Genomic DNA, 15,971 nt, shown 5'->3' with positions numbered 1-15,971 from the left:
GTCGGGAGTGTGCCGGTGGCGCGTCTGAGCGAGCCGAGTCCGTACGTCGAGTTCGACCGCAAGCAGTGGCGGACGCTGCGCAAGTCGACGCCGCTGGTGCTGACCGAGGAGGAGCTGCGCGGCCTGCGGGGCCTCGGCGAGCAGATCGATCTGGCGGAGGTGGCGGAGGTGTACCTTCCGCTGGCCCGTCTGATCCATCTGCAGGTCGCCGCGCGACAGCGACTGTTCGCCGCGACCGCCACGTTCCTCGGCGAGAAGCATCCGGACCAGCAGGTGCCGTTCGTGATCGGAGTGGCCGGCTCGGTCGCGGTCGGCAAGTCGACCACGGCGCGCGTGCTGCAGGCACTGCTGGCGCGCTGGGAACACCACCCTCGGGTGGACCTGGTGACCACCGACGGCTTCCTGTACTCGTCCCGGGAGCTGATGCGACGGAACATCATGCATCGCAAGGGGTTTCCGGAGAGTTACGATCGGCGCAAACTGCTCCGGTTCGTCACCGAGGTCAAGTCCGGCGCCGCGGAGGTGGCGGCCCCGGTGTACTCGCACATCTCCTACGACATCATCCCGGGCCAGTATCACGTGGTGCGGCAACCGGACATCCTCATCATCGAGGGCCTGAACGTCCTGCAGACCGGTCCGCGGCTGATGGTGTCGGACCTGTTCGACTTCTCGATCTACGTCGACGCCCGCCTCGAGGACATCGAGAAATGGTATGTGGAGCGGTTTCTCGCGCTCCGCAAGACGGCGTTCTCCGATCCCGAGGCGCATTTCCACCACTACGCGAACCTGTCGGACCGCGACGCCGTGGGCGCCGCGAAGGAGATCTGGCACTCGATCAACCGGCCGAACCTGGTGGAGAACATCCTGCCGACGCGGCCGCGCGCAACGCTGGTCCTGCGCAAGGACTCCGACCATTCGATCAACCGTCTGCGCCTGCGCAAGCTGTAGGCGGCTTCGCCGCCGGTGCGTCCTTTGGGCTGCGGGGACAGCCCAAAGGACGCACCGGCGGTTAGGCGCCGAAGCGGCGGTGCCGCGCCGCGAAGTCGCGCAGCGCGCGCAGGAAGTCGACGCGCCGGAACTCCGGCCAGTAGGCCTCGGTGAACCAGATCTCGGAGTACGCGCTCTGCCACAGCAGGAAGCCCGAGAGCCGTTGCTCGCCGGAGGTCCGGATGACCAGGTCGGGGTCGGGCTGCCCCGAGGTGTAGAGATGATCGCTGATGGCCTCGACCGTGACGGCCTCGACCAGGCCCTCGCCGTCGAGCCCCTCGCGCTGCTTGGCCCGCAGCAGAGCCTGCACGGCGTCGGCGATCTCCTGCCGGCCGCCGTAGCCGACCGCGACGTTGACGTGGGTGCCGGTCCGGCCCTGTGTCCGCTCGGCGGCCTCGCTCAGGCGCCGGCTCAGTTCGTCCGGCAGCAGGTCGAGCGTGCCGACGATCTTCACGCTCCAGTTCTGTTCCGGGCCCGAGATCTCCTCGACGACGTCGGTGATGATCTCGAGCAGCGCCTCGAGCTCCTCGGGTTCACGCTGCAGATTCTCCGTGGAGAGCAGGTAGATGGTGGCCCGCTCGATGCCGGCGGCATCGCACCAGCTCAGCAGTTCGGCGATCTTGAGTGCGCCCATGCGGTGCCCGTGACTGACGTCGGTGAACCCGTTCTCGCGGGCCCAGCGACGGTTGCCGTCGCACATCACGGCGACGTGCCGGGGGTGCTGGGCGCCGTCCAGCTTGCTCAGCAGCCGTCGTTCGTAGAGCTGGTACAGCAGGCCGCGCGCGTTCACCCCGAGATCACCACGCGGGTCACATTACGCTCACGATGTCCTCCGGGCGCGACGGCGGTCGGGTGCGTCCCTCGAACGCGGCTCCCCGCCCCCGCCCCGACACGCCGAGAAAGTTACGGAAGCGTAGGTTACTCTTCGGTACCGAAGGGAGGCCCGGCCATGACGGTATTCGGGATCGACGAACTGCCCGTGAAGCCGCGGATGCGCGGCTGGATCCATCTGTGGGCGTTCGGCGTGGCCGTGGTGGCCGGCGCCGTGCTGGTGGTCCTGTCGCAGACCGTGGCCGATCCGCCCGCGGGCTGGTCGACGGTGATCTACAGCCTCACCGTGTGCGGGGTGTTCGGCGTGAGCGCCCTCTACCACCGGGTCCACTGGCACGACCCGCGGGCGCGCACGTGGATGAAACGCGCGGACCATTCGATGATCTTCCTGTTCATCGCCGGCAGCTACACCCCCTTCGCGACGCTGGCGCTGCCCCCGGACACCGGCCGCACGCTGCTGACGGTGGTGTGGACCGGGGCCCTCGCCGGCGTGGCCCTGAAGATGCTCTGGCCCACCGCGCCCCGCTGGGTGGGTGTCCCGCTGTACCTGTTGCTCGGCTGGGCGATCGTCCCCGTCGCCGGCCAGCTGATCGACGAGGCGGGCATCGCCGCGATGGTGCTGCTGCTGGTCGGGGGGATCCTCTACAGCATCGGCGCGATCCTCTACGCCACCAAGTGGCCCGACCCCTGGCCGCACGTCTTCGGCTACCACGAGTTCTTCCACGCGGCGACCGTGCTCGCCGCCCTCTGTCACGCCGTCGCCGTGTGGCTGGTGGTGTTCGGGTAAACCCGATCGGACGAAGATCACATCGGTGGCAGCCGCGTCGCGGATCCGTAGACTCGGCCGGGATGACTGTTCAGCGACTGGCATTCGAACTGACCGACACCAACCGGGAGTGGCTCGTCGAGCGGCCGCTGGCGATCGCGGGATACGTCCTGGCGGCGCTGATCCTGAGGTTTGTGCTGCACCGGTTCATCGACCGGATGACGAAGCCGCGACACCAGAGCAGCAAGCCCGGCCTGCTCCGCCCCTTCCAGGAGCGCGCCCCGAAGGGTCTGCCGGGGGTGCTGGTCAACGAGCGGCGCACGCAGCGCGCCGAGACGATCGGCTCGGTGCTCGAGTCCGGCGTCTCCGTCGTGCTGCTCGTCTGGTGCGTCCTGCAGATACTCGGCACCCTCGGACTCAACGTCGCACCGTTCATCGCCTCCGCCGGCATCGTCGGCGTCGCGCTCGGTTTCGGTGCGCAGAACCTGGTGCGTGACTTCATCTCCGGGATGTTCATGCTGCTCGAGGACCAGTACGGCGTCGGCGACGTCGTCGACCTGGGCGACGCGGTCGGCACCGTGGAATCGGTCGGCCTGCGGGTCACCACCGTCCGCGACATCAGCGGCACCCTCTGGTACTGCCGCAACGGCGAGATCCTGCGCGTGGGGAACATGAGCCAGGGTTACGCCGTCGCCGTCGTCGACGCCCCCATCGCGCACGCCGCCAACGTGCACCGGGCGTGCGAGGTGGCGCTGCGCGCCGCGCTCGAGACCGTCGAACGCGACGACCTGGCCCGCGACATCCTCGAGCCGCCCGAGATGCTCGGCGTCAACTCCGTCACCCCCGAATCGGTGACGCTGCGGATCACCGTGCGCACCCGTGCCGGCAAGCAGTGGGCCGTGCAGCGCGCGATCGCCCGCGCCGTGCTCGAGGCGTTCGACGACAACAGCATCGATGCCCCGCTGCCGGCACTGCTGACCTCGTCCCGCGCCGGCTGAGACCCGGATCGCTCAGGCCGAGAGCGCCGCGCGCAGTTCGGCCGCCGTCGTGACGGGCCGGTCGCACACGTATCCGCGGCACACGTACGCCGCCGGACGTCCGTCGACCAGCGGTCGGTCGGCCAGCAACGGTGACGAGTCCGGATCCCCGCCGACCACGACGGCGCCGCCGGGAGCTGCCTGCCGCGCGACGGCGAGCAGTTCGCCGCCGCCGACCGCCGCCACCTGGACGGGTCCGCGCACCGCCGCCTCGGCGACGGCCAGCCAGTGCCCGGCCGAACGCGGCGCCCGTTCGAGCAGCACCACCGCGGACCGCAGCGACGCGTCCGCCGCATCCGTGTACCGCGGGTCCTCGGGCACGACCGCGGCGAGGGTGAGCAGGGCTTCGCAGATCAGCGCCGCCCCCGACGGGGTGGCGCTGTCGATCGGATCCCGCGGCCGCGCCACCAGGGTTTCGGCATCGTCGGCGGTGTCGAACCAACTACCGGGCCGTGCCGGATCCTGGAAATGGGTCAGCGCCACGTCGGCGAGCTCCCGGGCCGGGCTCAGCCACGCGGCGTCACCCGTCGCCTGGTACACCGCGAGCAGGGCGGTGACGAGGGCGCCGTAGTCCTCGAGCACACCCGCCGGGGCACCGACCGTGCCGCCGAGGGAGGCCCGTCGCAGCCGTCCGTCCACCACGTGCAGGTCGAGCAGTGCCCGCGCGCAGTCGACGGCCGCCTCGACCCAGTCGGCCCGACCGGACGCGGCGCCGGCCTCGGCCAGCGCGGTGATCGCGAAACCGTTCCACGCCGTGACGACCTTGTCGTCGCGGCCGGGTTGCGGACGCTGCAGCCGGGCGGCGAACAGCTCGGCCCGCACCCGCTCGTAGCGTTCGGCATCGTCCGGCTCGGCGAGCAGCTGCAGCACCGACGAGCCGTGTTCGAAGGTGCCGGCGCCGGTCACGGTGAACAGCTCGGCCGCCCACTGCGCGTCGTCGTCACCGAGGACCTCGGCCAGCTGCGCGGGTGTCCACACGTAGGTCAGGCCCTCGACCCCGTCGGTGTCGGCGTCGAGCGCCGAGGCGAAGCATCGTCCGGCGGTGCGCAGGTCCCGCAGCAGGAACTCGACGGTCTCCTCGGTGACCCGTCGCACCCAGGGCGCCGACGTCCGTCGCGCGAGGTGCGCGTACATCCGCAACAGCAGCGCGTTGTCGTAGAGCATCTTCTCGAAGTGCGGAACCACCCACCCGGCGTCGACGCTGTAGCGGGCGAAACCGCCGGCCAGCTGGTCATAGATGCCGCCGCGCGCCATCGCCTCGGCCGTCCGTTCGACGAGGGAGAGCACGGCCGGGTTCCCGCTGCGCTCGTATCCGCGCAGCAGGCCCTCGAGCAGCGCGGACGGCGGAAACTTCGGGGCGCCCCCGAACCCGCCGTGCACCGCGTCCTCGTCGGCGGCGACGGAGGCGTCGGCGGCATCGAGCAGGGCGGCGTCCACCGGCCGCTCGCCGGGCGCGAGCCCGCCGCTGCCGCGGCGCAGTTCCGAGACGATCGCCACGGCGGAGCGGTGCACGTCTGCGCGACGGTTGCGCCAGGTGTCGGAGATCGCCTCGAGCAGCTGGGCGAACGACGGCATGCCGCCGCGCGGCATCTTCGGGTAGTAGGTGCCGCAGTAGAACGGAGCACCGTCCGGGGTGAGGAAGCACGTCATCGGCCAGCCGCCCTGCCCGGTCATCGCGACGGTGGCGTTCATGTAGATCGCGTCGATGTCCGGGCGTTCCTCCCGGTCGACCTTGATGCACACGAAGTGCTCGTTCATCGACGCGGCGGTGGCCTCGTCCTCGAACGACTCGTGCGCCATCACGTGGCACCAGTGGCACGCCGCGTACCCCACGGAGAGCAGAACCGGCACGTCCCGCTCGCGGGCCCAGCTCAGCGCCTCCTCGCCCCACTGGTGCCAGTGCACCGGATTGTCGGCGTGCTGCCGCAGGTAGGGGCTGGTCGCCTCGCCGAGGGTGTTCCGGTGGCGGGTGTCGGGCGCCGAGGCCTCCGGGGGTGTCACGACGCGTCCGTCAGTTCGTGGCCATCGGGGGCTGGGGGTGGTCGGGTTTGCGGCTCTCCGCGGCCCCGCGATCGGTCCCCTCGTCCGCGGCCTGGTCCGGCTCGGGGTGCTCGGGCTCGAACGTCTCCGGCAGCTTGCCGAGCCGCTTGTTCATCGAGCGGATCAGCAGGGCGGTGGCCACGAGCAGGATCACGATGAGCGCGAGACCGAGCGGCGACGCCTTGCCGAATTCGGGGCCGGTGGGGTCCTGGGCCAGGACCTCGGCCGCCAGCATGCCTACCGTCATCTCACCTGTCCGTCCTCGATGCCCGCGAACAGATCCGTTTCGGGGATCGCCGTGTGCACGCGGGTCTTGGCCAATTCGAATTCTTCCGTCGGCCACACCTTCTGCTGGATGTCCAGCGGCACGGCGAAGAAGGAGCCGTTGGGATCGATCTGCGTCGCGTGGGCGCGGAGCGCGTCGTCCCGCTTCGGGAAGTAGTCGCTGCAGGTGATCTGCGTGGTCACCCGCGCCATGATGTCGCCCTGCTCGGTGCGCCACCGCTTGAGCCATTCCTCCATCGGGAACGGCTCGCCCCGCCGCTCGTACTCCTCGCGGAACAGCTCCAGGCGCTTGCGGATGAACCCGTGCGAGTAGTACAGCTTCTGCACCTTCCACGCCGGTCCGGCCTCGGGGAAGCGGTCCGGGTCACCGGCCGCCTCGTACGCCGCGACGGACACCTCGTGGCACCGGATGTGGTCGGGGTGCGGGTAGCCGCCGTTCTCGTCGTACGTGGTCATCACGTGCGGCCGGAACTCCCGGATCACCTCGACGAGCTTGCGGGTCGGTTCCTCGAGCGGCACCAGCGCGAAGCAACCCTCGGGCAGCGGCGGCTTCGGGTCGCCCTCCGGCAGCCCCGAGTCGACGAACCCGAGCCACCGCTGCTGCACCCCCAGGATGCGGGCGGCCGCGGCCATCTCCTCGCGCCGGACCTCGGGCATGCGGTCCCGGATCCCGGGGATGTCCATCGCGGGGTTGAGAATGTCGCCGCGTTCACCCCCGGTCAGGGTGACCACCAGCACCTCGTGCCCTTCCGCGGCATAGCGGGCCGTCGTGGCGGCACCCTTGCTCGACTCGTCATCGGGATGGGCATGCACGGCCATGAGCCGTAGTCCGCTCACGTCTTTCCTCCACCTCGCCGTCGGCTGCATCGTCGCTACCCGGACCACCGGCACTGCGGGCCGGTGTCCTGGGTTCCTCCCCTATAGTTCCACCTGACACGTCCCTCGTCAGCCACGCCCCCGCTGCGCCCGCGGGTGCACGAAAGTAAGTGTGATGACCGACACCACCCCGACCGACCGCTACCCGACCGACCGCTACCCGGCGACGGGCGGATCCCGCCGCACCTGGCTGTGGGCACTGGTCGCCGTCGGGCTCGTCGCCGGGGTGCTCGCGGCGTTCCTGCTCTACCAGAAGTTCGGCACCCCGGACATCGAGAGCGAGGTCGTCACCTACACCGTCGTCGACGACTCGACCGTGCAGGTGCAGTTCACCGTGACGCGGAAGGACCCGTCGCAGGAGGCGGTGTGCATCATCCGCTCGCGGTCGAAGGACGGATCCGAGACGGGCCGGCGCGAGGTGCTGATCCCGTCGTCCGAGTCCGGCACCCTGCTGATGGACGCGCCGGTGGTCACGTCGCAGCGGCCGGGCATGGCGGACATGTACGGCTGCAGCTTCGACGTGCCCGAATACCTGCGCGCGCACTGACCGCACGCTGCGGATTCCGTGGTCGCGACCACGTTGGTGCTAGAATTGCCTGATACACGGTTCCACCCTTTGGGGCCGTGTATTGCTGCATAGGAAGCAGTGCGGTCCTGTTCGCCACTGGCTTGGGGGGAACGTTCGAGGGATCCGCGTTGCCGTCGTCGCTGCGAGTTGCGGCGACCAGTCGACGGAGCCGGGAGCTCCAACCCGAAGGAAGTGATCGAGGATGACCGAGACCCAGGTGACCTGGCTGACACAGGAGTCGTTCGACCGACTCAAGGCAGAACTCGACCAGCTCATCGCGAATCGTCCCGTCATCGCGGCCGAGATCAACGAGCGCCGCGAGGAGGGCGACCTCAAGGAGAACGGTGGATACCACGCCGCTCGCGAGGAGCAGGGTCAGCAAGAGGCCCGGATTCGTCAGCTGCAGGAACTGCTGAACAACGCGAAGGTCGGTGTCGCGCCCACGCAGTCCGGCGTCGCGCTGCCCGGCTCGGTCGTCACGGTCTACTACGACGGCGACGAAAGCGACAAGGAGACGTTCCTCATCGCCACCCGCGAGGAGGGCGCCCGGGGCAACGAGATCGAGATCTACTCCCCCAGCTCCCCGCTGGGCGGTGCCCTGATCGACGCGAAAGTCGGCGAGACCCGCGAGTACACGCTCCCCAACGGCAGCACCATGAAGGTGACGCTCGTCAGCGCGGAGCCGTACCACAGCTGACCGACGGCGAGCCGTCGTGCGGCTCGACCGACATGCGAGAAGGGTCCGACCGGCGCCTCCGGTCGGACCCTTCTCGCGTACGGCACCTCAGATCAGGCGACGGGCCTTCATGCCGGGGAAGACCGCGCCGACGCGCACCACGTCTCCGAACGTCGGGGCATGCACCATCTGGCCGCCGCCGATGTAGATGCCCACGTGCCCGGGTCCGTCGGACTGCCAGTTTCCGAACACCAGATCTCCCGGCCGGGCCAGTTCGATCGGAATCTCGGTGCCGACCCGCCACTGCGTCTGCGACGTACGCGGCAACGTCACCCCCGTCGCCGCGTACACCGCGTACGACGTCAGGCCCGAACAGTCGAACCCGCCGCCGGACGGACCGTTGATGTTGCCGCCGCCCCACACATACGGCAGCCCCAGATACCGGAACGCCAGATCCACCACCCGGTTGCCGGTCTCGGTCATCCCCGGCAACCCGAGCCCGAAGAACGGCGAGAGCAGCCGCGCGAACACCATCTCGGTCGCCCGGATCTTCGCCACGTACGGCTTGGTCTGGTTCTCGTAGTCCGGTAGGCCGGACGGCATGCCCCCGGATCGGCGCACGGCCCCGAGACCGGCGTTGTACGCCGCGAGCGTGAGGTCGAGAGTGTCGCCGCGCACCACCCCCTGTGCCTTCCACTGCTCGATCTGCCGGTAGTTGTCGCACAGCAGATTCCCGGACGCCATCACCGGGTCGGCGATGCCGAGCACGTCGGCCCGCCCGTCCCCGTCGGCGTCCTTGCCGTAGGCATCCCACGTACCGGGCATGAACTGCCCCGGCCCCTTCGCACCCACCGGCGAGACGGGGGCGCTCGGTCCGTACCGGAAACCGTTCTCCGCCGAATACAACGCCGCCAGCACCGGCGCCCCGACCCCCTCGCACAACTTCCCGGCCTTGCGCAGCCACGGCGCGAACACCGCGATCGCCCCGATCGGCGCCAGGTTCGTGCCGGGCAGGATCGCCGGGATCGACGGCAACGTCACCGCCGCGCCGCCGGTCCCCACCCCGCCCGGTGCCGACCCCCACGCACCGCTGCCCGTCGCAGCGCCGGGGGCGGGGGCGCCGAACACGGACGGCCGCCCCGCCGGCGCGGCCGGGGCCAGCACCGACGGCGCCTGCGGGGGCGCGGCCTGTACCGGATTCTCGGCCGGTGGTTCGAGCACCGCGACCGCCTCCGGCGGCAGATGCGGCATCAGCGCGTCCTTCGCGGCCGACGTCGCATCCGCCACGGCCTGCTCGGCGGCCGGGCGCATCGGCTCGGGCAGCGCCGCGACGAGGTCGGTGACCTGCTGATCGGTGGCCGCGGCCGACGATTCGGCGGACGCCTGGAACGACTCGATCACCTGCGTGACCTGTTCCTCCAGATGCTCCGGGATGTCCACTCCCTGTACCAGGGCGCTCGCCGCCGTGGCTACCGCCACAATCACCGCCGACGGGTCAACTGACATTCGCGAACTCCCCATCCCTCTGACGAACGACTTCACCGTACTGTGTGATCTCGATCACCGATGCGGTTCGTTACATCCATATCATATATATGCGAGAACGCGTTCTAGTTCCGGACTTGTGACGCGCCACACACACGGGACTTGAAGTTACAGCAACATGGTCGTCGCCGCTCGCACACCCGGCCGGCCGACGCCCCGTCAGGCCGTGAGCGCCTGCTCGACGTCCGCGAGGAGGTCGGCGGCATCCTCGATACCCACCGACAGGCGCACCAGATCGTCCGGAACCTCGAGCAGCGACCCGGCCGTCGAGGCGTGCGTCATCGCGCCCGGGTGCTCGATCAGCGACTCCACACCCCCGAGGGACTCCGCGAGCGTGAAGATCTCGGTGCGTGCGCAGAAGTCGAGGGCGGCCTGCTTGCCCCCGGCCAGACGCAGCGAGATCATGCCGCCGAACCGGCGCATCTGCTTCGAGGCGACGGCGTGATCCGGATGCGACTCGTGGCCGGGGTAGATCACCCGGGTGACGGCGGGATGCCCGTCGAGCAACTCGACGATCTTCTCGGCGTTGTCGCTGTGCCGTTCCATGCGCAGGGCCAGCGTCTTGATACCGCGCATCGTCAGGTACGCGTCGAACGGGCCCGGGACGGCGCCCGCGCCGTTCTGCAGGAACGCGAACTTCGCGTCCAGCTCCTCGTCGTTCGTCACCAGCGCACCACCGACGACGTCGGAGTGGCCGCCGAGGTACTTGGTGGTCGAGTGCAGCGCGACGTCGGCACCCAGGGTCAGCGGCTGCTGCAGGTACGGCGACGCGAACGTGTTGTCGACGACGATCTTCGCCCCACCGGTGTGCGCGACGTCGGCGAGTGCCGCGATGTCGCCGATGTTGAGCAGGGGGTTCGTCGGGGTCTCGACCCACACCAGTCTGGTGGTGGGCCGCATCGCCTCTCGCACGGCGTCGACGTCGGAGATCGGCGCCGGCGTGTACTCGATGCCCCACTGCGTGAACACCTTGTCGATCAGCCGGAAGGTGCCGCCGTAGGCGTCGTTGGGGATGACGAGATGATCGCCGGGGCGCAGCACCGAACGCAGCAGGCAGTCGGTGGCGGCCATGCCGGAACTGAAGGCCCGGCCGAACGTTCCCGCCTCGATGGCCGCGAGATTCGCCTCGAGCGGCTTGCGGGTGGGGTTGCCGGTGCGGGCGTACTCGAATCCGCCGCGCATCCCGCCGACGCCGTCCTGCGCGAACGTCGAACTCGCATAGATGGGAACGTTGACGGCACCGGTGGCCGGGTCGGGATCGTATCCGGCGTGGACCGCTCGGGTGGAGAATCCGTGGCTGCGCTGCTCACTCATGCCGCTCAGCGTAGTCGGGGGGCGGAAGAACCACGGGCCGGGGAACATTCCCCGGCCCGTGGGTCACCGCGGGAAAGGCGTCAGGAGCCGGCGCTGATGAACCCGAGCAGGTCGTGGCGGGTGATCACCCCGACGGGCTTGCCGTCGTCGATGACCAGCAGCGCGTCGGTGTCGCCGAACGCCTTCGTGGCGGCGGCGATCGACTCGCCGACGCCGATCAGCGGCAGGGTCGGGCTCATGTGCTTCGCGACGGGGTCGGCCAGCCGGGCGCGGCCCTCGAAGACCGCGCTGAGCAGTTCCCGCTCGCTGACGCTGCCCGCGACCTCACCGGCGGTGACGGGCGGCTCGGCGCCCACGACCGGCATCTGCGAGACCCCGTATTCGCGGAGGATCTCGATGGCGTCGCGGACCGTCTCGGACGGATGCGTGTGCACCAGCGCGGGCAGCTCGCCGGACTTGCTGCGCAGGACGTCGCCGACGGTCGAATCGTCGGGCTTGCCGTCGAGCGGGGCCCGCAGGAAACCGTACGAGGCCATCCAGTTGTCGTTGAAGATCTTCGACATGTAACCGCGCCCACCGTCGGGCAGCAGCACCACGACGAGGGCGTCCGGACCCTCGCGCTCGGCGACCCGCAGGGCGGCGACGACGGCCATGCCGCACGACCCGCCGACGAGCAGGCCCTCCTCGCGGGCGAGCCGGCGGGTCATGTCGAACGAGTCGGCGTCGGAGACGGCGATGATCTCGTCGGGAATCGACGGATCGTAGGCGCTCGGCCAGAAGTCCTCGCCGACGCCCTCCACGAGATACGGGCGACCGGTGCCGCCGGAGTACACGGAGCCCTCCGGGTCGGCGCCGATCACCTTGACCGTGCCGCCCGACACCTCCTTGAGGTAGCGGCCGGTGCCGGTGATGGTGCCGCCGGTGCCGACGCCGGCGACGAAGTGGGTCACCTTGCCGTCGGTGTCGCGCCAGATCTCGGGACCGGTGGTCTCGTAGTGGCTCTCCGGACCGGCCGGGTTGGAGTACTGGTCCGGCTTCCATCCACCCGGCAGTTCACGGGCGAGACGATCGGAGACGGTGTAGTAGCTGTCGGGGTGCTCCGGGGGGACCGCGGTCGGGCACACCACGACCTCGGCCCCGTACGCGCGCAGCACGTTGCGCTTGTCCTCGCTGACCTTGTCGGGGCACACGAACACGCACTTGTAACCGCGCTGCTGGGCGACGAGCGCGAGACCGATCCCCGTGTTGCCGGAGGTCGGTTCGACGATGGTGCCGCCCGGCTTCAGTGCACCGGACTTCTCGGCGGCGTCGACCATCTTGACCGCGATGCGGTCCTTCGAGCTGCCGCCCGGGTTGAGGTATTCGATCTTCGCCGCGACCACGCCCGAACCCGGTGTCGTCACCGAGTTGAGCTTGACCAGCGGGGTGTTTCCGATGAGGTCGACGACGGAATCCGCGATGCGCATTCCTCCATGCTCTCAGATGCCGGCGCACGACGGCGTTCCGGCTGCTCGAGCGGCGGATTCGACGCACACTGGACACGGCAACGTCAGGGCCGTCCGCTCGGAAAGGTGATCTCCCGTGCCCCGAACCTCGTGGCGCGCCGCGGCGCTGGCCGGCGCGACGGCCGTCGCCGCCGGCTCCGGCGCCGGCGGCGCCTCCTGGCTCACGTACACGTACCTGATGCGCCAGGCGACGGCGGCGAGAGGTGTCATCGGCCGTACCTGGGCGAGGCCGCCCGAGGCGGACGGGGTGTACCCGCCCGGAGCGCAGTCCCCGGTGCCGTGGCGCCGCGGCGTGCCGTTCGACCTGCACCTGATGATCTTCGGGGATTCGACGGCCGCCGGCCTGGGCTGCGTCAGCGCCGCGGAGGTGCCGGGAGTGCTGCTGGCCCGGGCGCTGGCCGACGAGTCGGGCCGCAGCGTCCGGCTCGACACGAAGGCCATCGCCGGCGCCACGTCGCGGGGACTGGCCGGGCAGGTCGACGCGATGTTCGTGGCGGGTCCGCCGCCCGACGCGGCCGTGATCCTGGTCGGGGCCAACGACGTGACCGCGAAACTGTCGCTGCACCGTTCGGCACAGCGACTGGGCTCGGCGGTGCGGCGTCTGCGCACGAGCGGCGCCGCCGTCGTCGTCGGTACGTGTCCCGACCTGGGGGTGGTCGGCGCGATTCCCCAGCCGCTGCGCACCGTGGTACGGACGTGGGGGCGGCAACTGGCCCGCGCGCAGGCCGCGGCGACACGCGCGGCCGGCGGGTATCCGGTGCCGCTGGCCGACCTGCTGACACCCGAGTTCCTGTCCGCGCCCGACCGCCTGTTCTCCGCGGACGGGTTTCATCCCTCGGCCGCGGGATACGAACTCGCGGCCGGACACCTGCTGCCGGTGCTGGCCGCCGCGCTCGGACTCTGGGCCGGTGGCCCGGTGCCGGCTCCGCCGCAGACGTCGGCGGCGGCCCGGCTGTGGCTGCCCCGGACACGCCGCGGGCCCCGGGAACGGGTGTTCCCGGGGCCCGCGGTCGGCACGGTGGCCGGAGAGCTGGGCTAGTCGTTCTGGAAGTACGACAGCAGGCGCAGGATCTCGACGTACAGCCAGACCAGGGTGACGGTCAGACCGAAGGCGACGCCCCACGCGGCCTTCTCCGGCGCCTGGGCGCGGATGAGCTGATCGGCGGCGTCGAAGTCCAGCAGGAAGCTGAACGCGGCGATGCCGATGCAGACGAGACTGAAGACGATCGCCAGGGCGCCGCCGTCGCGCAGGCCGAGGCCACCGTCGACGAAGAAGCTCGCGACGAGGTTGCCCAGCGCCAGGACGAGGACACCGATCAGGGCGCCGACGATCATGCGGGTCAGGCGCGGGGTCACGCGGATCGCGCCGGTGCGGTAGACGACGAGCATGCCGAAGAACACGCCGAACGTGCCGAGCACCGCCTGGACGATCAGGGTTCCGCCGCCGGCGCCACCGAAGGTGATGTCGGTGAACATGAACGACAGCGCACCGAGGAAGAAGCCCTCGGCGACGGCATAGGCCAGGACGATGGCCGGGTTGTCCATCTTGCGGCCGAAGGTGGCCACGAGGACCAGGACCAGGCCGATGAGACCGCCGCCGATGACGAACGGCGCGGCGAGGTTCGCGTTGCCGTTGACGAGGACGTAGGAGATCAGCGCCGAGATCGCCAGCACCCCGAGCGTGATGCCGGTCTTGGTGACGACGTCGTCGATCGTCATCGACCGCTCGGTGGCGGGCCGGGCCCACGGGTCCGTCGGCGCGTACTGCGGCTGACCGAATTGCTGGGTGACCTGCGCGGCGCCCGCCGTCGCAGAGCCGAACGTGGCGTATCCGCCGCCCTCTTGCTTGGGCAGGTTGCGGAACACCGGGTTACTGGTGGTGCGCACCGTGCACATCCCTTCTGGTGGTCGGTTCTGTCCGTTCAACGATCCGCGGACGCCGGGAGTTCCCGGACCCGAGCCGAGCACGGACAAACCGGACTCTACCGGGTGCGCACGGACCTGGTCACGGTGAACTTACGGTTGCGTCCGGCAACTTCCGTGCGGCCGATCGTCCGCTGCAGGATCCCCCGATAGTTCAGGTGGGTGTTGTAGACGGTCCACAGTTCCCCGCCCGGACGCAGCAGCCGGGCCGCCGCGTCGAACATCTTCACGGCGGCACCGGTGTGCACGGCGGCGCCGACGTGGAACGGCGGATTGCACAGCACCACGTCCACTGAGGCGTCCGGCAGCGTCCCGGCGACGTCGTCGCGCAGTACGTCGACCCGGTCGGCGACGTGGTTCGCGGCGGCGGTGGCGGCGGCCGAGGCGACCGCCGCGGCCGACTGGTCGGTGGCGGTCACCCGCAGGCCGGGAAGCTGCCGGGCCGCGGCGACGGCCAGGATGCCGGTGCCGCAGCCGAGGTCGACGGCGGTCCTCGCGTCGCGCGGCAACCGGGGCACGAAGCCCAGCAGGAACCGGGTGCCGATGTCCAGGCGGGGGCCGGCGAACGCCGCCCCGTGCGCGACGACGGTCAGCCCGGCCTCGGGCACCGTGCCGGTCACCGGGTAGGTCGGCTCGGTCGCGATCGGGCCCCGGGCGGTGAGCACCCGCGACTTCTGCCGGCCGCGGGAGGCGCGTACCTCCGTGAAGCACCGGGCCAGTACCTCGTTCATCGCGGGCGTGATGTGCTTGTCGCGGCCCCCGGCGAACACCGTCACACCGGGATCGGCATACCGGGCGACGGCCTCGGCGAGCTCGGTGAGCGCGGCGAGCGACCTCGGCAACTGCAGCAGCACCACCCGGGCACCGGCGAGCAGGTCGCTGCCGAGGTCGTGCGTGGTGTAGCGATCGGTCAGTCCTTCGCGGGCGGCGTTCGCGGCCAGGGCCCGCTCCCCCACCACCGAGTCCTGGTGAACCCGGATCCCCGACGCGGAGTGCCGCACGGCGACGCCGAGCGTGAGGGCCCCGTAGTGGTCGTCGATCACTGCGACGGTCCCGGCCGGCGCCGCCGCGAGCGCGGCACCGGCCTCGTCGAGAATCAACCGGTCGGCGGCGTCGACGGCGACCAGGTTGGGCGCCTCCACGTCGGGGAGGCGCCGCAACCGGGCGAACAGCTCGTCGCCGGTCAGCACTGCCCCTTGCCGGCGTTCTCGATGGCACGCAGGGTGTCGGCCTGCTGCTCCTCGCTCAGCTCCGCCCACGCCGGCAGCGACTTCTGCGCGTCGGCGACGGAGGCAGCAGCCTGGGTGCGGTCCTGTCCCCAGGATTCGAGCTGGTCGAAGTACGGCACGAGGGCGCCGCAGATCTCGTCGTAGCTCTGGCCCAGCTCGATGCCCGTGCTTCCGGTGACCTGGCTCGTGCTCGGCGCGGCGGTGGTGGACTCGGTGGTCCCCTCGGCTGCGGAGCCGGAGTCACCGGACGAGCCGCAGGCCGCCGCGAGCAGCACCGCACCCGTACCGAACAGCGCCGCGAGAGTCTTCTTCATCGTTTCCCAATTCCGATCGCAGTGTCGTTTCCCGGAAGATCCGGCCGTCGTTGCCGGGAGCCCCGGCCGGACAAC

Annotated in this window: 16 protein-coding genes; 6 read left to right on the top strand and 10 right to left on the bottom strand. The window is 70.5% G+C overall.

Features of this window, described 5'->3' with window-relative positions; all coding sequences use genetic code 11:
- Positions 1-15 precede the first annotated feature (15 nt).
- Complete coding sequence (gene coaA / locus RR3_RS00470; protein ID WP_003935077.1) at positions 16-948, top strand: type I pantothenate kinase; 933 nt, start codon at positions 16-18, stop codon at positions 946-948.
- Between the two features lie 61 nt (positions 949-1,009).
- Here the strand turns inward: coaA and RR3_RS00465 are convergent, their stop codons facing one another.
- Positions 1,010-1,777 carry an isoprenyl transferase gene (locus RR3_RS00465; RefSeq protein ID WP_010592881.1) on the bottom strand — a complete coding sequence of 256 codons (768 nt, stop codon included), beginning with the start codon at positions 1,775-1,777 and terminating at the stop codon, positions 1,010-1,012.
- A gap of 159 nt (positions 1,778-1,936) precedes the next feature.
- Here RR3_RS00465 and trhA point away from each other — a divergent pair, with 159 nt between their 5' ends.
- On the top strand, positions 1,937-2,605 hold the full coding sequence (gene trhA, locus RR3_RS00460) for a PAQR family membrane homeostasis protein TrhA (RefSeq protein WP_010592882.1): 669 nt from the start codon (positions 1,937-1,939) through the stop codon (positions 2,603-2,605).
- 62 nt (positions 2,606-2,667) lie between these two features.
- On the top strand, positions 2,668-3,582 hold the full coding sequence (locus RR3_RS00455) for a mechanosensitive ion channel family protein (RefSeq protein ID WP_010592883.1): 915 nt from the start codon (positions 2,668-2,670) through the stop codon (positions 3,580-3,582).
- 12 nt (positions 3,583-3,594) lie between these two features.
- On the opposite strand, the gene RR3_RS00450 is transcribed toward RR3_RS00455, so the two are convergent.
- Genes RR3_RS00450 through mca form a run of 3 tightly spaced genes read right to left on the bottom strand, consistent with a single transcriptional unit; the run spans position 3,595 to position 6,783 of the window.
- Positions 3,595-5,622 carry a thioredoxin domain-containing protein gene (locus tag RR3_RS00450; protein ID WP_048771873.1) on the bottom strand — a complete coding sequence of 676 codons (2,028 nt, stop codon included), beginning with the start codon at positions 5,620-5,622 and terminating at the stop codon, positions 3,595-3,597.
- Between the two features lie 10 nt (positions 5,623-5,632).
- Positions 5,633-5,908, bottom strand: coding sequence for a hypothetical protein (locus tag RR3_RS00445; protein ID WP_006940388.1), 276 nt, complete (start codon positions 5,906-5,908; stop codon positions 5,633-5,635).
- Entirely contained in the window at positions 5,905-6,783 is an 879-nt protein-coding gene (gene mca, locus RR3_RS00440) for a mycothiol conjugate amidase Mca (protein WP_026137642.1), read from the bottom strand. Before mca ends, RR3_RS00445 begins: the two co-directional genes overlap by 4 nt.
- 154 nt (positions 6,784-6,937) lie before the next feature.
- On the opposite strand from mca, the gene RR3_RS00435 reads away from it, so the two are divergent.
- Both RR3_RS00435 and greA read left to right on the top strand, forming a co-directional pair.
- On the top strand, positions 6,938-7,369 hold the full coding sequence (locus RR3_RS00435) for a DUF4307 domain-containing protein (protein ID WP_010592888.1): 432 nt from the start codon (positions 6,938-6,940) through the stop codon (positions 7,367-7,369).
- Positions 7,370-7,592: 223 nt separating this feature from the next.
- Complete coding sequence (gene greA / locus RR3_RS00430) at positions 7,593-8,087, top strand: transcription elongation factor GreA (RefSeq protein ID WP_064066187.1); 495 nt, start codon at positions 7,593-7,595, stop codon at positions 8,085-8,087.
- An 87-nt stretch (positions 8,088-8,174) separates the two neighbouring features.
- Here greA and RR3_RS00425 read toward each other — a convergent pair whose 3' ends face one another.
- The 3 genes from RR3_RS00425 to RR3_RS00415 form a co-directional block, all read right to left on the bottom strand.
- A complete protein-coding gene (locus RR3_RS00425) occupies positions 8,175-9,572 on the bottom strand; it encodes a bifunctional lytic transglycosylase/C40 family peptidase (protein WP_026137643.1) in 1,398 nt (465 codons plus the stop codon).
- Positions 9,573-9,770: 198 nt separating this feature from the next.
- Positions 9,771-10,925: a cystathionine gamma-synthase gene (locus tag RR3_RS00420; protein WP_048771876.1), complete on the bottom strand. Its 1,155-nt coding sequence runs from the start codon at positions 10,923-10,925 to the stop codon at positions 9,771-9,773.
- An 80-nt stretch (positions 10,926-11,005) separates the two neighbouring features.
- Positions 11,006-12,391, bottom strand: coding sequence for a cystathionine beta-synthase (locus tag RR3_RS00415; RefSeq protein ID WP_010592891.1), 1,386 nt, complete (start codon positions 12,389-12,391; stop codon positions 11,006-11,008).
- A 115-nt stretch (positions 12,392-12,506) separates the two neighbouring features.
- On the opposite strand from RR3_RS00415, the gene RR3_RS00410 reads away from it, so the two are divergent.
- Positions 12,507-13,469 (top strand): SGNH/GDSL hydrolase family protein, encoded by a 963-nt coding sequence (locus RR3_RS00410; RefSeq protein WP_010592892.1) that lies wholly within the window; start codon positions 12,507-12,509, stop codon positions 13,467-13,469.
- Here the strand turns inward: RR3_RS00410 and RR3_RS00405 are convergent.
- The 3 genes from RR3_RS00405 to RR3_RS00395 form a co-directional block, all read right to left on the bottom strand.
- Positions 13,466-14,317, bottom strand: a complete 852-nt coding sequence (locus RR3_RS00405) for a Bax inhibitor-1/YccA family protein (protein WP_026137644.1) — start codon at positions 14,315-14,317, stop codon at positions 13,466-13,468. The genes RR3_RS00410 and RR3_RS00405 overlap by 4 nt on opposite strands.
- A gap of 95 nt (positions 14,318-14,412) precedes the next feature.
- On the bottom strand, positions 14,413-15,543 hold the full coding sequence (locus tag RR3_RS00400) for a class I SAM-dependent methyltransferase (protein WP_017680286.1): 1,131 nt from the start codon (positions 15,541-15,543) through the stop codon (positions 14,413-14,415).
- Positions 15,537-15,896 (bottom strand): hypothetical protein, encoded by a 360-nt coding sequence (locus RR3_RS00395; RefSeq protein WP_010592896.1) that lies wholly within the window; start codon positions 15,894-15,896, stop codon positions 15,537-15,539. Before RR3_RS00395 ends, RR3_RS00400 begins: the two co-directional genes overlap by 7 nt.
- Positions 15,897-15,971: the final 75 nt, after the last annotated feature.

The sequence above is a fragment of the Rhodococcus ruber NBRC 15591 genome (assembly GCF_001894945.1).
Taxonomy (GTDB): Bacteria; Actinomycetota; Actinomycetes; order Mycobacteriales; family Mycobacteriaceae; genus Rhodococcus; species Rhodococcus ruber.
Note: the sequence above shows the minus strand (reverse complement) of the source record. Positions and strands in the feature narration are given on the sequence as shown.